The following is a 16,345-nucleotide window of genomic DNA, read 5'->3' as shown; positions in this document are numbered from 1 at the left end:
GTCAGTCTCCAGCCGGCGCGATGGCCGGGTTCATGGCTTTGAGCGAAGCGAGGCGCGCGCGCATCCCGCGGCTGGCGCGGGGGCCTGCGACCACCACCGCATTGGCGAGCGTGATCGGCCGCATGTCGACGGCATCGACCACGACCGGATTGAGCGGACGGACGTCGCTGCGGTTCGCCAGCAGGATGGATTCGCCTTTGGGTGCGAGATGCTTGTTGCCCCAGGCGAGCAGCGCCACGATCACGGGGAAGAAGTCCCGCGCCTTGTCTGTCAGCACATATTCGTAGCGCGGCGGTCGCTCCTGATAGCGGCGCCGGACAAACATGCCGCTTTCGGTGAGATGCGCAAGCCGCCGCGACAGGATGTTCGGCGCGATGCCAAGGCTCTGCGAGAACTCGTCGAACTTCGTCGTACCCTGAAACGCATCGCGCAGGATCAGGATGCTCCACCATTCACCGACGGTTTCCACGGCGCGGCCGACGGGGCATTCGAGGATCGAGGGAGATTTGGGTTGCATGGGGTGGAACGTAGGATAGTAACTTGCAAAACGCAAGTCACCAGGCGGCAAGCTGCGAGGCGCGGAGCAGTAGCTTCATTCTGAGAATGCGAGTTGGGGAAAGGGTTGGCGCACCTTGTTCCGTCATTGCGAGCGCAGCGAAGCAATCCAGACCGCTTCCGCAGCAAGATTCTGGATTGCTTCGTCGCTGCGCTTCACGCAATGACGGCTGATGCAGTCGCGACGACTTCAACGGCGTCGTGCCGGCGAAGCGCCTAATGCGACCGTGCCAGGCAAAACGCCACGACCTGCTCCAGCGCGCTCTTCATCGGCGAGGAGGGGAACAGCGCCAGCGCGTCGACCGCCATGGCGCCGTAGTGCTGGGCGCGGCTCAGCGTGTCCTCGAGCGCGCGGTGCTTGTTCATCAAGCCGATGGCGTGGTCGAGATCGGAATCGCCGATCTCGCCGCGCTCGAGCGCCCGGATCCAGAAGGCACGCTCGGTGTCGTTGCCGCGGCGGAAGGCGAGCACGACAGGCAGGGTGATCTTGCCCTCGCGGAAATCGTCGCCGGTGTTCTTGCCGAGCTTTGCGCTTTTGCCGCCGTAGTCGAGCACGTCGTCGACGAGCTGGAAGGCGATGCCGAGATTCATGCCGACCGAACGGCAGGCGGTCTGCTCGGCCTTCGGGCGGTTGGCAATCACGGGGCCGACCTCGCAGGCCGCCGCGAACAGCTCGGCGGTCTTGCCGCGGATCACGGCGAGATATTCATCCTCGGTGGTCGCCGTGTTCTTGGCGGCCGCAAGCTGCATCACCTCGCCCTCGGCGATGGTGGCGGCGGCCGCAGAGAGGATGTCGAGCGCGCGCAGCGAGCCGACCTCGACCATCATGCGGAAGGCCTGGCCGAGCAGGAAGTCGCCGACCAACACGCTCGCCTCGTTGCCCCAGAGCATGCGCGCCGACAGCTTGCCGCGGCGCATCTCGCTCTCGTCGACGACATCGTCATGGAGCAGGGTGGCCGTATGCATGAACTCGACGGAGGCCGCGAGCTTGATGTGGCCGTCACCGGTGTAGCCGGCGAGGTTGGCCATGGCGAGGGTGAGCATCGGCCGCAGGCGCTTGCCCCCGGAGGAGATCAGATGGTTGGCGACCTCCGGGATCATGGTCACGTCCGAGCCGGTCCGCGACAGGATCGTGGCGTTGACGCGCGCCATGTCAGGGGCGACAAGGGCAACCAGCTCTTCGATCGACGCGCCGGGAGTTTCGAAAGGTACGATGACGGCCACGCCGGTCTCCAATATTTGCCCCGGAAGGGCTATTCTGATGGAAAGACAATAGAAACTGGCGGCGGATGCGGCAAGGGCCGCAGAACCATTGACATTTGCCGCTGCCCCCTTTTTCAGGCAGGAGACCTACGTTTTGCGTGAACTGGTGCGAACCAACGACATGGTGCTGGTGTCGGCGATCGGCGCGCTGCTCGACGGCGCCAACATCCATCATCTGGTGCTCGACCAGAACATGAGCATCATCGAGGGCTCGCTCGGCATCCTGCCGCGACGGATCCTGGTGCATGAGGATGACGCCGAGGAGGCCAGGGCGCTCCTCACCGAGGCCGGCCTCAGCCACGAATTGCGCGGCGATGATTGAGGCCGCAGCTGACATCACCGAGGACGCTTTTCTTGGCGGCCAGCTGCGGCTGAAGCAGAAGCGGAACGGCCATCGCGCCGGGCACGACGCCATCCTGCTCGCGGCGGCCACTCAGGCCAAGGCAGGCGATCATGTGGTGGATCTCGGTGCCGGCATCGGCGCGGCGGGCCTTGCGCTGGCCCGGCGCGTGGCGGGAATCCGCCTCAGCCTGGTCGAGATCGATCCGGAACTGGCGGAGCTCGCGCGCGCCAATGCGGCGGCGAATGGAATGACGGCCAAGACGGTCGTGCTCGACGTCACCGCCGATGCGCAGGCTTTTGCGGCTCATGGGCTCGGGCCTGACAGCGCCGATGTGGTGCTGATGAATCCGCCCTTCAACGACCCGGTGCGACATCGCGGCTCGCCGGACCAGGCGCGCCATAGCGCGCATGTCGCGACGGAGCAGACCCTGCATGCGTGGGTGCATGCGGCGCGGCGGATTCTTCGTTCGAATGGTGTGCTGACGCTGATCTGGCGCGCGGATGGGATCGCGGACGTTCTGGCAGCGCTGTCACGCGGCTTCGGCAGCCTGTCGGTCCTGCCGGTTCATGGCGAGGCGGGACGGCCGGCCATCCGCATCCTGGTGCGCGCGGTGAAAGGCGGCCGGGCCCCGACGCGCCTGCTGCCGGGGCTCGTGCTCAACGACGAGTCACGCGTGCCTAATAACGAGGTGAAGGAGATTTTGGAGGGGAGAGCGGTCTTGCCGCTGGCGGAGCCGTGACGGCTTACTGCGGAAGCGATTCCGACTGCTGCTCTTGCGGCGTCGTCAGGCGGATCGCCATGAACAGCGCACCGATCAGCAGCATCAGCAGATAGATTTTCATGGCGTTCTCCACTGCCTCATTGCAGCCTCCCAACGGAAAATCTGCAAAACACGTTCCAGGCAATTCCAATGACAGTCGCGTGATAAGAAATGGTTAAACAGAGGTAACGGCATGGCCGAACAATTGAACGATCGTGAGAGTTCCGGCCTGGCCGACAAGCTCATGCAATATCTTCCGGCGCGGTTCCGCCCGGGCACGGCGGTGGTGCCGGTGATCCGCCTCTCTGGCGTGATCGGCGCGGTGACGCCGCTGCGTCCGGGTATGACGCTCGCGGGTGTCGCGCGCGTGCTGGAGCGGGCGTTTTCCTATCGCAACGCCAAGGCGGTGGCGCTGGTGATCAACTCGCCCGGCGGCTCGCCGGTGCAGTCGCGCCAGATCTATCTCCGGATCAAACAGCTCGCGGCGGAGAAGAAGCTGCCCGTGCTCGTCTTCGTCGAGGACGTTGCCGCCTCCGGCGGCTACATGATCGCCTGCGCGGGCGACGAGATCATCTGCGATCCCTCCTCGATCCTCGGCTCGATCGGCGTCGTCGGCGGCAGCTTTGGTTTCCAGGACGCGATCAGGCGGCTCGGCATCGAGCGGCGCCTGTACACCGCCGGCGCGCACAAGGCGATGCTCGATCCGTTCCTCCCGGAGAACCCGGATGACGTCGCCAAGCTCAAGGCAATCCAGCGTGAGATCCACCAGATCTTCATCGCGCTGGTCAAGGACAGCCGCAGCACGCGGCTGAAGGGCGACGACGACACGCTGTTCACGGGCGAATACTGGGCCGGCGAGAGCGCGGTGGCGTTGGGACTGGCCGACAGCATCGGCGACCTCCGCTCAACTCTTCGTGCCCGCTATGGCGAGAAGGTTATCACCCCCGTGATCGCCCAACCGACCGGTTTGCTTTCCGGCCTGATGGGGCGGAAATCGCCGGGCGCGGGGCAGCTTTCGGCTCTGGAATCAATCGCCGGCCTGCCGGACGAGCTGATCTCGGCGGTCGAGACGCGGGCGATTTGGGCGAAATTCGGGTTCTAGGCAACGCCCTCCCGCGCCATTTGGCCCGGGCGGCGCCAATTGCGGCGCAGGTCCATCTGCGCAACAATGCGCGTGGGGGCTGAGCATGAGACAAGGATCGACCGATGCCGCCGTTCGTCGCTTTCGCGGGCGTCCTGGGCGGGCTTGCCGTGGTCCGCTGGGCCTACAAGACCGCACTCCGGATCAACCAGGAGCTGGAGGAGATGCGCCTGTCGCGCGTCGCCGAGGCCGCCCCCATGGGGGACATCAAGACGCTGAAGCGTGACCCCGTGACCGGAGCCTACCGGCCGGGGTAGCCGCTGCACAACCGCTGCCGTAGGGTGGGCAAAGCGAAGCGTGCCCACGAGCAGCATCGGATTGAACGATGGTGGGCACGGCGCAAGTGCGCCTTTGCCCACCCTACGACACTCCCGGGACGATGGGCTGATTGGCCCGAATCCGCCCCCTTCGCCTTGATTCCCACCCCCGCCGTCGATACGGTCCCGCGCGATTCAACCCCCCGCGAGAGCCCGATCTGACGATGGACGCCTCCTTGCCCGCCCATATGCGCCCGGAACGGTCGTTCCAGGGCTTCATCCTCGCGCTCCAGCGGTTCTGGGCCGAGCAGGGCTGCGTGATCCTGCAGCCCTACGACATGGAGATGGGCGCGGGCACCTTCCATCCGGCGACCACGCTGCGCGCGCTCGGGCCGAAGCCTTGGAACGCCGCCTATGTGCAGCCCTCGCGCCGGCCTAAGGATGGCCGCTATGGCGAGAACCCGAACCGGATGCAGCACTATTACCAGTTCCAGGTCATCATGAAGCCGTCGCCACCGAACCTTCAGGAGCTGTACCTGAAGTCGCTCGCCGCGATCGGCATCGATTCCGCCGTGCACGACATCCGCTTCGTCGAGGACGATTGGGAAAGCCCGACGCTGGGTGCCTGGGGCCTCGGTTGGGAATGCTGGTGCGATGGCATGGAAGTCAGCCAGTTCACCTATTTCCAGCAGGTCGCCGGCTTCGAATGCGCACCGGTTGCCGGCGAGCTCACCTACGGGCTCGAGCGGCTCGCGATGTATGTGCAGGGCGTCGACCGCGTCTACGACCTCAACTTCAATGGCCGCGATGGTGATCAGAAGGTCACCTATGGCGACGTCTTCCTGCAAGCGGAGCAGGAATATTCCCGGCACAATTTCGAGTATGCCGACACCGCGATGCTGTTCGAGCAGTTCAAGATGGCCGAGGCGGCCTGCCGGAAATATCTCGACGCCGGCTGGCGCGAAGGCGGCAACAAGAAGCAGCATCTGATGGCGCTGCCGGCCTATGACCAGTGCATCAAGGCGAGCCACGTCTTCAACCTGCTCGATGCGCGCGGCGTGATCTCCGTGACCGAGCGGCAGAGCTACATTCTGCGTGTGCGCGAATTGGCAAAAGCCTGCGGCGAAGCCTGGATCCATACTGAAGCGGGCGGAGCGGCCTGATGCCCGATCTTTTGCTTGAACTGTTCTCCGAAGAAATCCCCGCGCGCATGCAAGGGAAGGCGGCCGACGATCTGCGCCGCATGGTCACGGACAAGCTGGTCGCCGAGGGCCTCGTCTATGAAGGCGCAAAGGCGTTCGCGACGCCGCGCCGCCTTGCGCTGACCGTGCACGGCATTCCCGCGCGTCAACCGGACCTGAAAACCGAACGACGCGGGCCTAAGGTCGGCGCGCCCGATGCGGCCGTGCAGGGCTTCCTGAAGGCGACAGGTCTGAAGTCGCTGGATGAAGCAAAAATCCAGCGCGACCCCAAAGGTGACTTCTACATCGGATTGATCGAGAAGCCCGGCCGCGACGCCATCGACGTGCTCGCTGAAATCCTGCCCGTGATCATCCGCACCTTCCCCTGGCCGAAATCGATGCGCTGGGGCGCGCGCTCCGGCAAGCCGGGCTCGCTGAACTGGGTGCGTCCGCTGCACGCGATCACCGCGACCTTCGGGCCCGAGACCGAAGAGCCCGATGTCGTGAAGTTCGAGGTGGACGGGATCGAGACGGGCCAGACCACTTACGGCCATCGCTTCCTGGCGCCGGCGCCCATTCAGGTGCGCCGGTTCGAGGATTACGAGGCGAAGCTTCTCGCGGCGAAAGTCGTGCTTGATCCGGAGCGACGCAAGAACACGATCCTCACCGACGCCAAGCAGCTTGCGTTCGCGCAAGGATACGAGCTCGTCGAGGATCAGAACCTGCTCGATGAAGTCGCCGGCCTCGTCGAATGGCCGGTCGTGCTGATGGGTTCGTTCGAGCGGGAGTTTTTGGCGACGCCCGCCGAAGTGATCCGCGCCACCATCCGCAACAACCAGAAATGCTTCGTCGTCAGCGATCCCAAGAGCACTGACAAGACGGGCAAGCTCGCCAACAAGTTCATCCTGGTCGCCAACATCGAGGCGACCGACGGCGGCAGCACCATCATCGCCGGCAACGAGCGCGTGATCCGCGCGCGGCTGAGCGATGCGAAGTTCTTCTACGAGACGGATCTGAAGACCAAGCTCGAGGATCGGCTGCCGAAGTTCGAGCAGATCGTGTTCCACGAGAAGCTCGGCACGCAAGCGGAACGCATCAAGCGCATCGAGCGGCTCGCCGCGGAGATCGCGCCGCTGGTTGGCGCAGATGTCGCGAAGGCCAAACGTGCTGCGCAACTTGCAAAGGCGGATCTGCTGACTGAAGTCGTCGGCGAATTCCCGGAGGTGCAGGGCCTCATGGGGAAGTATTACGCGCTGGCGCAGGGCGAGGATGCCTCCGTCGCCGCAGCCTGCGAGGAGCATTACAAGCCGCAAGGTCCCGCGGACCGCGTGCCGACCGATCCGGTCAGCGTCGCCGTCGCGCTCGCCGACAAGCTCGATACACTCGTGGGTTTCTGGGCCATCGACGAGAAGCCAACGGGCAGCAAGGATCCTTATGCGCTGCGTCGCGCGGCTTTGGGCGCGATCAGGTTGATCGCCGAGAATTCGTTGCGTTTGTCGCTCATGAAGGTGGCTGCGTCCGCGTTCGCTGGTCTGTCGGTGAAGCCGGCCGATGCGCAAAAGCTTCCGAGCGATTTGCTCGCCTTCTTTGCCGATCGCCTCAAGGTCCAGCTCCGCGAGCAGGGCGCACGGCACGATCTCGTCGATGCCGTGTTCGCGCTCGGCGGCCAGGACGATCTCCTCATGATCGTCCGACGTGTCGAGGCGCTCGGTAAATTCCTCGATACTGACGACGGCAAGAACCTGCTCGCCGGCACCAAGCGTGCCAGCAACATCCTCTCGATCGAGGAGAAGAAGGACAAGCGCAGCTTCGGCGGCGCGCCGGATGCTGCGCTCTACAGCCTCAATGAAGAGAAGGCGCTGGCGAACGCGATCGGCGAGGTGAAGGCGGAAGCAAGTGCTGCCGTCGCCAAGGAAGATTTCGCTGCGGCCATGAGCGCGATGGCAAAGCTGCGTCCGCCGGTCGATGCGTTCTTCGACAAGGTTCGCGTCAACGACGATGATGCGAAGGTGCGCGAGAATCGGCTGAAGCTGCTGAACGAGATCCGCAGCGCCACGCGTGCGGTGGCGGATTTCTCGAAGATCCAGGATTGAGGCGCGGGTATTGCGGCTCTCGTGCCCCGGACGCAGCGCAGTGCGCCGCCTCTTCGCGGCGTGATGCGCTGCAGAGCCGGGGCCGATATTGGCCGCGTGCGCGGGGCTTCTGGGTCCCGGGTCGCGCTTCGCTTGCCCGGGACACGAGAGTAACGCCACAAAAAAAGCCCCGCCCGGCGGGGGGAGAACCGGGCGGGGCCTGATGTCCGTTTCTATACTGCTCGCGCCAGCCTGACGTGACGCGCCGGACATCTAGTCGATCTCAGTTGGTCTCTCTCAGTCGATCACCTCGACGATGCGGCGAGAGCGCGGCTCGACCAGCACCGTCTCGCCGTTCACGACGGTGTAGCGATAGGTCGTGGCGCCGAAGCGTTGCGGCACGTCATAATAAGTCACGCCGACCTCGGGTAAGGTGGCGCCGACCACCACGCGATCCGGGACACGGAAGGCCGGCACACGTTGTTCGACGACATAATCGCGGAAGGCCAGCCGCTGATCGGCCGCAATGGTCGGCTCACTGTCGACCACGGCGGGCGCGCGTCCGACGGTCACACCGCTTTGCGCCTGCGCCGCAAAAGGCGAGCCGATCGCGGCCGCGAGCGCTGCAAGAGCAAGAATCCTGTTCCGCATGGACAACTCCTTCGACGTGATTTTTCGGATGCGCCAATGGCGCGATCGCTTGCCAATGCATGCGACTACGCAATGTTCCGGCAAACGCCCTGCCGCATCAGCGGCAATTTCGGGCAGTTTTCGTGGGGCCGGGAACCCGCATCGGCCTTGCGCGTCTCCACTCGCGGAACCGGGATCGCTATGATCCGGCAGCGATTCGTCTCACTCACAGAAAGATAATTCATGCACATCACCGTCGCCCACATTTCGCCGATCCTGTCGTTGATTGCGGGCGTGCTCATCCTGATCATGCCGCGGCTGCTCAACCTGATCGTCGCGATCTTCCTCATCGTGAATGGCGCGATCGGGCTCGGGCTCCTGAAGTGGCTCCGCTTCTAGGCGGTTTCACTTTTCGGAACTGTCCGTCTTGCGCGGGCCCGCCCAAAATGGTGTAAGGCCCGCGATTTCCCATTCCTCTCGCAGGTTGTGTGCAAGCTATGGCCAAAGCCGCCTCGAAGCCGAAGAAAATCCCAGCGAAAATGCCAGTGAAATCAAAGTCCTCGGCCGCCGCTAAAGCTGCGCCGCCGGCCCGCAAGGCGCTGGCTAAGAGCGCGCCGAAGCCGGTTGCCAAGCCTTCTGCAAAGCCCGCCGCCAAGCCGGCGGCGAAGGCCGTGACCAAGGCGGCTGCGCCGAAGGTCGCTGCGAAGCCCGCGCCGAAGAAGGCTGCGCCCGCCAAGGCCGCGCCGACGGCGGCCAAGGCCGGCAAATGGGTGTACACGTTCGGCGACGGCAAGGCCGAGGGCCGCTCGGAGATGCGCGACCTGCTCGGCGGCAAGGGCGCCAACCTCGCTGAGATGGCCAATCTCGGTCTGCCCGTGCCTCCCGGCTTCACCATCCCGACCTCGGTCTGCACCTACTTCTACGCACACGACAAGTCCTACCCCAAGGAGTTGCAGTCGCAGGTCGAGAAGGCGCTGGACCATGTCGGCAAACTGACGGGCAAGGTGTTCGGCGACACCGGGAACCCGCTGCTGGTCTCCGTGCGCTCCGGCGCGCGTGCCTCGATGCCGGGCATGATGGACACCGTGCTCAACCTCGGCCTTAACGACCAGACCGTGGAAGCGCTGGCCGAATTGTCGGGCGACCGCCGCTTCGCCTATGACAGCTACCGCCGCTTCATCACCATGTATTCCGACGTGGTGCTCGGCTTCGAGCATCATCACTTCGAGGAGATCCTCGACACCTTCAAGGACAGCCAGGGCTACACGCTCGATACTGACTTGTCGGCCGACGACTGGGTCGAACTGGTCGGCAAGTACAAGGACGCGGTCGCGCGCGAGATCGGCAAGGAATTCCCGCAGGATCCGCACGACCAGCTCTGGGGCGCGATCGGCGCGGTGTTTTCGTCCTGGATGAATGCGCGCGCGGTGACCTACCGCAAGCTGCACGACATTCCGGAATCCTGGGGCACCGCGGTCAACGTGCAGGCCATGGTGTTCGGCAACATGGGCGAGACCTCGGCCACCGGCGTTGCCTTCACGCGCAATCCCTCCACCGGCGAGAGCAAGCTCTACGGCGAGTTCCTGATCAACGCCCAAGGCGAGGACGTGGTGGCGGGCATCCGCACGCCGCAGGACATCACCGAGGATGCACGCAAGGAGTCGGGCTCCGACAAGGCGTCGATGGAATCGGCGATGCCGGAGGCCTTCAAGGAGCTGACGCGAATCTACACGCAGCTCGAAAAGCACTACCGCGACATGCAGGACATGGAGTTCACCGTCGAGCGCGGCAAACTCTGGATGCTGCAGACCCGCGGCGGCAAGCGCACCGCCAAGGCCGCGCTCCGCATCGCGGTCGAGCTCGCCAATGAAGGCCTGATCTCGAAGAAGGAAGCGGTCATCCGCATCGATCCGGCCTCGCTCGACCAGCTGCTGCATCCGACCATCGATCCCAATGCCAAGCGCGACGTCATCGCGACCGGCCTGCCGGCTTCGCCGGGTGCCGCCTCCGGCGAGATCGTGTTCTCCTCGGACGAAGCGGCCAAGCTCCAGGGCGACGGACGCAAAGTCATTCTGGTCCGCATCGAGACCAGCCCGGAAGACATCCACGGCATGCATGCCGCCGAGGGCATCCTGACGACGCGCGGCGGCATGACCTCGCATGCGGCGGTGGTCGCGCGCGGCATGGGCAAGCCCTGCGTCTCCGGCTGCGGCACCATCCGCGTCGATTACGGCCGCGGCACCATGAGCATCGGCTCGCGCACCTTCAAGACCGGCGACGTGATCACTATCGACGGCTCGCTCGGCCAGGTGCTGGCCGGCCGGATGCCGATGATCGAGCCGGAACTGTCCGGCGAGTTCGGCACGCTCATGACCTGGGCCGACCAGGTCCGCAAGATCGGCGTCCGCGTCAACGGCGACACGCCCGATGATGCGCGCACCGCGATCAAGTTCGGCGCGGAAGGCATCGGCCTCTGCCGCACCGAGCACATGTTCTTCGAGGAGACCCGCATCCGCACGGTGCGCGAGATGATCCTCTCCGAGGACGAGCAGTCGCGCCGTGCCGCGCTCGCCAAGCTGTTGCCGATGCAGCGCGCCGATTTCGTCGAGCTGTTCGAGATCATGAAGGGCCTGCCCGTCACGATCCGCTTGCTCGATCCGCCGCTGCACGAGTTCTTGCCGCACACCCATGCCGAGGTCGAGGAAGTGGCGCGCGCCATGAACACCGACCCGCGGCGCCTCGCCGACCGTGCGCGCGAACTCTCGGAGTTCAATCCGATGCTCGGCTTCCGCGGCTGCCGCATCGCGATCGCCTATCCCGAGATCGCGGAGATGCAGGCCCGCGCGATCTTCGAGGCTGCGGTCGAGGCGCAGAAGCGCACCGGCAAGGCCGTCGGCCTCGAGGTGATGGTGCCGCTGATCGCGACCAAGGCGGAGCTCGACCTCGTCAAGGCGCGGATCGATGCCACCGCGCAGGCGGTGATGCGCGACACCAACACCAAGCTCGCCTATCAGGTCGGCACCATGATCGAGCTGCCGCGCGCCTGCCTGCTCGCGGCCGAGATCGCGCAGTCGGCCGAGTTCTTCTCGTTCGGCACCAACGACCTGACGCAGACCACCTACGGTATCAGCCGCGACGACGCGGCGAGCTTCCTCGGTCCCTACGTTGCGAAGGGCATCCTCTCGGTCGATCCCTTCATCGCGCTCGATCAGGAAGGCGTCGGCGAACTCGTCAAGATCGGCGTCGCGCGCGGCCGCAAGACGCGCCCGCAGCTCAAGGTCGGCATCTGTGGCGAGCACGGCGGCGATCCCGCTTCGGTCGCCTTCTGCCACCAGATCGGCCTCGACTACGTCTCGTGCTCGCCCTACCGCGTGCCGATCGCGCGCCTCGCCGCCGCGCAGGCCGCACTCGGCAAGGCCGTCGCGAGCCAGGCGTAAGACGCATTGTAGTGTTGAATGCGAAAGAGGCGGGGCCAAGCCCCGCCTCTTTCATTTCGTGCAACGCTCTCACCAAACGTCATTGCGAGCGCGCGACACTCGGTGTCATCGCCCGGCTTGACCGGGCGATCCAGTACTCCGAGACAGGAGTGATCTACTCGAGAGGCCGCGGCGTACTGGATGCCCCGCCTTCGCGGAGCATGACAGCTGCGGAGGCGCCTTGTGAAACGCTAAAACAGCGGAAACCCCACGCGTCCCGTAATGACACGTTTCGTCAAGAGTTCCTTCACCATTCGCGTTGACCGGTTGTTTACCGCTTTGGCTCGTGTAGCATTTACCAATACGCTCAATCTCCCCGTGAAAACACCCGTACTCGCTTGAGTGTGCCGTGCGCGCAACGCGGATTAACGCCCCGGCAACCTAAATTGGATACTTACGATAAAGATCGAATTGCACGGATGTACTGACGTTCGGTCTTTCTGGCGTAAGCGTAGCGTGAGCGTAACGATGTCAGTGTTGCGTAACCATCCGAAGGGCGCGCGGTTCGCGTCCTTCGGCATCGGTCTCTGCATCTTCGCATTGATGCCGAGAGAGACCGGCTATCAGGACATTGCCTCGCTCTTGGCACGTCAACCCGGCGTCGCCGAGCGGTGGCAGAAGCAGGTCTTTTCCGCCGCGTCCTCCATTCAGCTGGCAACTTACAGCTTCTCCCGGCCCATTGGCACTTCCGTTCCGCAGAGCGCGATGGTTCGTCTCGCGAGCATCGATGGCCGCGACGTCACCGGCGCGATCAGCCGCAATCCGGCGCTGCAGGCGCCGCCGCGCTACCAGGCCGCCGATTTTCCCAAGGTCGACCGTTCGATGAAGGGTGATCGCCTCGCGATCGCGGCGCCGACAACGTCTCCCGACACGGCTGCGCCGTCAGCGCCCGCGCAGGAAGATCCCGCGACGTCGAACAGTTCGGTGTTCGGTGCCAAGACCGCGGCGTTGCCGCAAGCGATGTCGCCGGAAACCGCAGCCGCGCTCGATCCCGAGCTCCAGGAAGCGCTCCGCGCGCCGCCGCTGCCGCAATACACCAATGCGCCGCAGGCGAGCGATGCCGCGCGCGCGTTCGCGGTGCAGCCGCTGGAAGCGCTGAAGCGGGCCACCGCGCCGGCCGCGCCCGCACGCGATCCCTTTAGCGTCAAGACGTCGAACCTGTTCTTCGGCAGCTCCTCGCTCGGCGGCAATCTCGAAAGCATCGAGAGCTGGCAGCCTGGCGCCGAGCCGCTGATCGTGACGCCCGATCCCGACATGAAGGTGACGGCCTCGCTGTCGCCGCCAACGGCGGAAATCGCCAAGGACATCGAGAGCGGCGAGAGCGTCGCGCCGAAGGGCGAGGTCAATGCCGACAACCAGCGCACCAAGTCGCCGGCGGAGCGGCTCGCGCTCGACGACAAGTCGCGCGCCAAGTCCGAGAAGTGCCTTGCTGAAGCCGTTTATTTCGAGGCCCGCGGCGAAGCCGTGCGCGGCCAGATCGCGGTGGCGCAAGTGGTGATGAACCGCGTGTTCTCCGGCAAATATCCCGACACCGTGTGCGGCGCGGTCTATCAGAACAAGCACCGCCATCTCGCCTGCCAGTTCACCTTCGCCTGCGACAACAACACCGACGTGATCCGCGAGCCCGAGATGTGGGAGCGCGCGAAGAAGATTTCGAAGGCCATGCTCGACGGCCAGATCTGGCTGCCCGAGGTCGGCAAGTCCACGCATTACCATGCCTATTGGGTGCGCCCGTCCTGGGTCGCCGAGATGAAGAAGATGTACAAGACCGGCGTGCACACCTTCTATCGCCCGCGCAAATGGGGCGACGGCAGCGAGGCGCCGGCCTGGGGCACGCCCGCACAGACCGCGGCGCTCTCCGCCGAGCTCGCGCAGGAAGCCAAGAGCTCCGCGGAAATGGGCGAGCGGCGGTAGTGATCGTCATGCCCGGGCTCGTCCCGGGCATCCCCGTTCTTCGCAGCGCATGGCAATCCGTGGATGGCCGGGACAAGCCCGGCCATGACGAGAGAAGTTCCCTTACGCTTCGATATCGAGCGCACAGTCGAAGTTCGGCGCCGAATGCGTCAGCGCGCCGGCGGAGGCGTAGTCGACACCGGTCGCCGCAATGGCCGCGATCGAGTCCAGCGTGACGCCGCCGGATGCCTCCAACTCGAGCCGCCCCTCGTTGAGCCTCACGGCCTCACGCAGCGTGGCGAGGTCCATGTTGTCGAGCAGCACCGCGTCGGCCATTCCGGTGGCGAGCACCTCGCGCAGCTGCGCCAGCGTGTCTACCTCGATCTCGATCTTGACGAGATGGCCGGCATGGGCGCGGGCGCGCTCCAGCACCGGGCGGATGCCGCCGGCGACCGCGATGTGGTTGTCCTTGATCAGGATCGCATCGTCGAGGCCGAAGCGGTGATTGAAGCCGCCGCCGCAGCGCACGGCATATTTCTCCAGCGCGCGCAGGCCGGGGGTCGTCTTGCGCGTGCAGCAAATGCGCATCCGCGTGCCTTCGGTGCGGGCGACATAGTCGGCCGTGAGCGTCGCGACGCCGGAGAGGCGCCCGACGAAGTTGAGCGCGGTCCGCTCGGCCGTGAGAATGGCGCGCGCGGGCCCTGACATCGTCAGCACATGCTGCCCACGGGCAACGCGTGCGGCGTCGCGGACATGCGCGCGCACCTCAATGTCGGACGAGAGCTTTTGCAACGTCGCCAGCGCCAGCGGCAAGCCGGCGATGACGCCGGACTGCCGCGCGACCAGGATCGCCTGCGCCGTCGTTGCTTCCGGAATCGTCGCCAGCGAGGTGACGTCGCCGGCACGCCCGAGATCTTCGTCGAGTGCGCGCTGCACGGCCGCGTCAACCGCGAGCGGGGAGAGGAAGGCGTCGGGATAGAGCAGTGAGATTGCGGTGATCATGAGAACTCCGTCAGGCCATCAGGGGTTGCGCGATGCGCGGTGTTGAGCGATCGGCGAGGCCGTCGGCGGCCTCGCGCATAGCGGCGAGCGTGGTCATCGTTCGCTTCGCCAGGGCAGGGAGTTCAGCCGGGTGATCCAAGCGGAAGTGCGCGCCGCGGCTCTCACGCCGGATCCAGGCCGCGGCGGTCACGAGCAGCGCAGCCGCTGCCATGTTGCGCAGCGCGATGCTCGCAGCCTCGCGCTCGAGGGCGGCGAAGCTGCGGACGGCATCGGTCAGGCCATCGTCGTCGCGGATCACGCCGACCCGTGCACTCATCATCGTCCGGAGCCGTTTCACGGCCGCAGCATCCGGTGCGGCGCCGTGCGACGTCACCAACGCGTCGGGAAGCCGGGCAAGCGAGGGGACGGCACAGCCGGCGATGTCCTCGGCAATGCGCGCGGCATAGACCACGGCTTCCAGCAGCGAATTGGAGGCGAGCCGGTTGGCGCCATGCGCGCCGGTGCAGGACACTTCGCCCGCCGCCCAGAGCCCGTCGATCGAGCTGCGGCCGCGCGCATTCACGGCAATGCCGCCCATATGATAGTGCGCGGCGGGCGCGATCGGGACGGCCTGGCTGGCGGGATCGATGCCGGCAGCAATGCAGCTCGCATGGACGGTCGGAAATCTTTCGGCGAAGCGCGCGCCCAGCGCCTGCCGCGCATCGAGGAACGCGCCTCGCCCGGCCGCAATCTCCGCGAACACGCCGCGGGCGACTATGTCGCGCGGCGCGAGCTCGGCAAGCGGATGGCGTGCCGTCATGAAGCGCTCGCCGCGGCCGTTGATCAGCGTCGCGCCTTCGCCGCGTAGTGCCTCCGTTGCAAGGGGCGCGGGATCACGCCCGGCCATGATGGCGGTGGGGTGGAACTGCACGAATTCGGGATCGGCGATCACGGCGCCGGCGCGTGCGGCGATCGCAAGGCCCGAGCCGCCGGCCTCGCGCGGATTGGTGGTGACGGCATAGAGATGCCCGAGGCCGCCGGTGGCGAGCACGATCGCGCCCGAGGCGAGGAGGATCGGCCGTGCGGTGGGATTGTCGGCATCGCGCAGCTGAAGACCGGTGACCGCGCCATCCTCGGTCAACAACGCTTCGGCGGCGAAACCTTCGATGATGCGGATCGACGGCGTGCGGCGCACGGCCTCGCTCAACGCGGCGATGATCGCGGCTCCCGCGCCGTCGCCGCGCACATGCACGATGCGTCGCGCCGAGTGCGCCGCCTCGCGCCCCATGGCGAGCCTGCCTTCGAGGTCGCGGTCGAATGGCACGCCATAGGCTAGCAGATCATGAATCCGCGGCCCGGCCTCACGCGCGATGCCGAGCGCGACCGCTTCGTCGACGAGGCCGCCGCCGACCGCGACGGTATCCGCCGCATGCGCTTCGGGGCTGTCGCCTTCGGCCATCGCCGCCGCGATGCCGCCTTGCGCCCATGCCGATGATGCGCCCCGCCCGAGCGGCGCGGCCGAGATCAGCGTCACTGGCCGCGGCGCCAGCTTCAGCGCGCAGAACAGCCCGGCGAGGCCGCCGCCGACGATGACGACGTGGTCGGTGCTGCGGGTGAGGTCGTGGATATTGTTGGCCATGATATTTCCTCTTGCTACGCAGTCGTCCCCGCGAAGGCGGGATCCATAATCCCAGGGAGTAGTTGCGACGCGAGCTCATCACCACGAGTCATCGCCAAACATCTGCCTGTGGTTATGGGTCCCGGATCTTCGCTCCGCTTCGCTGCGCTTGTCC

The 16,345-nt window shown here is 65.8% G+C and carries 14 protein-coding genes; 9 read left to right on the top strand and 5 right to left on the bottom strand.

Features of this window, described 5'->3' with window-relative positions; genetic code table 11:
- Position 1 precedes the first annotated feature (1 nt).
- Together BCCGELA001_RS27205 and BCCGELA001_RS27200 are read right to left on the bottom strand one after the other, a co-directional pair.
- Positions 2 to 517: a winged helix-turn-helix transcriptional regulator gene (locus tag BCCGELA001_RS27205; RefSeq protein ID WP_008566133.1), complete on the bottom strand. Its 516-nt coding sequence runs from the start codon at positions 515 to 517 to the stop codon at positions 2 to 4.
- A gap of 254 nt (positions 518 to 771) precedes the next feature.
- Entirely contained in the window at positions 772 to 1,779 is a 1,008-nt protein-coding gene (locus tag BCCGELA001_RS27200; RefSeq protein WP_060737863.1) for a polyprenyl synthetase family protein, read from the bottom strand.
- A gap of 133 nt (positions 1,780 to 1,912) precedes the next feature.
- Between BCCGELA001_RS27200 and BCCGELA001_RS27195 the strand changes: the two genes are divergently transcribed.
- The 6 genes from BCCGELA001_RS27195 (at position 1,913) to glyS (ending at position 7,593) form a co-directional block, all read left to right on the top strand.
- Positions 1,913 to 2,140, top strand: a complete 228-nt coding sequence (locus BCCGELA001_RS27195; RefSeq protein ID WP_008562067.1) for a putative signal transducing protein — start codon at positions 1,913 to 1,915, stop codon at positions 2,138 to 2,140.
- Positions 2,133 to 2,900, top strand: coding sequence for a tRNA1(Val) (adenine(37)-N6)-methyltransferase (locus BCCGELA001_RS27190; protein WP_008562069.1), 768 nt, complete (start codon positions 2,133 to 2,135; stop codon positions 2,898 to 2,900). The genes BCCGELA001_RS27195 and BCCGELA001_RS27190 overlap by 8 nt, the downstream gene beginning before the upstream one ends.
- Before the next feature lie 214 nt (positions 2,901 to 3,114).
- Positions 3,115 to 4,023, top strand: a complete 909-nt coding sequence (locus BCCGELA001_RS27185; RefSeq protein ID WP_008562071.1) for a S49 family peptidase — start codon at positions 3,115 to 3,117, stop codon at positions 4,021 to 4,023.
- A 104-nt stretch (positions 4,024 to 4,127) separates the two neighbouring features.
- On the top strand, positions 4,128 to 4,319 hold the full coding sequence (locus tag BCCGELA001_RS27180; protein WP_008562073.1) for a hypothetical protein: 192 nt from the start codon (positions 4,128 to 4,130) through the stop codon (positions 4,317 to 4,319).
- 224 nt (positions 4,320 to 4,543) lie between these two features.
- A complete protein-coding gene (locus BCCGELA001_RS27175) occupies positions 4,544 to 5,482 on the top strand; it encodes a glycine--tRNA ligase subunit alpha (protein WP_060736728.1) in 939 nt (312 codons plus the stop codon).
- Positions 5,482 to 7,593, top strand: a complete 2,112-nt coding sequence (glyS, locus tag BCCGELA001_RS27170) for a glycine--tRNA ligase subunit beta (protein ID WP_008562078.1) — start codon at positions 5,482 to 5,484, stop codon at positions 7,591 to 7,593. The genes BCCGELA001_RS27175 and glyS overlap by 1 nt, the downstream gene beginning before the upstream one ends.
- 276 nt (positions 7,594 to 7,869) lie before the next feature.
- Here the strand turns inward: glyS and BCCGELA001_RS27165 are convergent, their stop codons facing one another.
- Positions 7,870 to 8,223: a DUF1236 domain-containing protein gene (locus tag BCCGELA001_RS27165; protein ID WP_008562088.1), complete on the bottom strand. Its 354-nt coding sequence runs from the start codon at positions 8,221 to 8,223 to the stop codon at positions 7,870 to 7,872.
- Between the two features lie 222 nt (positions 8,224 to 8,445).
- Here BCCGELA001_RS27165 and BCCGELA001_RS36230 point away from each other — a divergent pair, with 222 nt between their 5' ends.
- From BCCGELA001_RS36230 to BCCGELA001_RS27155, 3 genes are all read left to right on the top strand, one after another.
- Positions 8,446 to 8,601 carry a DUF3096 domain-containing protein gene (locus tag BCCGELA001_RS36230; protein ID WP_008562090.1) on the top strand — a complete coding sequence of 52 codons (156 nt, stop codon included), beginning with the start codon at positions 8,446 to 8,448 and terminating at the stop codon, positions 8,599 to 8,601.
- Between the two features lie 98 nt (positions 8,602 to 8,699).
- Positions 8,700 to 11,639 carry a pyruvate, phosphate dikinase gene (gene ppdK / locus BCCGELA001_RS27160; RefSeq protein ID WP_060736727.1) on the top strand — a complete coding sequence of 980 codons (2,940 nt, stop codon included), beginning with the start codon at positions 8,700 to 8,702 and terminating at the stop codon, positions 11,637 to 11,639.
- Between the two features lie 507 nt (positions 11,640 to 12,146).
- Complete coding sequence (locus BCCGELA001_RS27155) at positions 12,147 to 13,592, top strand: cell wall hydrolase (RefSeq protein WP_060736726.1); 1,446 nt, start codon at positions 12,147 to 12,149, stop codon at positions 13,590 to 13,592.
- A gap of 102 nt (positions 13,593 to 13,694) precedes the next feature.
- Here the strand turns inward: BCCGELA001_RS27155 and nadC are convergent, their stop codons facing one another.
- Together nadC and BCCGELA001_RS27145 are read right to left on the bottom strand one after the other, a co-directional pair.
- On the bottom strand, positions 13,695 to 14,573 hold the full coding sequence (nadC, locus tag BCCGELA001_RS27150; protein WP_008562133.1) for a carboxylating nicotinate-nucleotide diphosphorylase: 879 nt from the start codon (positions 14,571 to 14,573) through the stop codon (positions 13,695 to 13,697).
- Between the two features lie 10 nt (positions 14,574 to 14,583).
- On the bottom strand, positions 14,584 to 16,191 hold the full coding sequence (locus tag BCCGELA001_RS27145; RefSeq protein ID WP_060736725.1) for an L-aspartate oxidase: 1,608 nt from the start codon (positions 16,189 to 16,191) through the stop codon (positions 14,584 to 14,586).
- Positions 16,192 to 16,345: the final 154 nt, after the last annotated feature.

The organism is Bradyrhizobium sp. CCGE-LA001 (assembly GCF_000296215.2).
In the GTDB taxonomy this organism is placed as follows: domain Bacteria; phylum Pseudomonadota; class Alphaproteobacteria; order Rhizobiales; family Xanthobacteraceae; genus Bradyrhizobium.
Note: the sequence above shows the minus strand (reverse complement) of the source record. Positions and strands in the feature narration are given on the sequence as shown.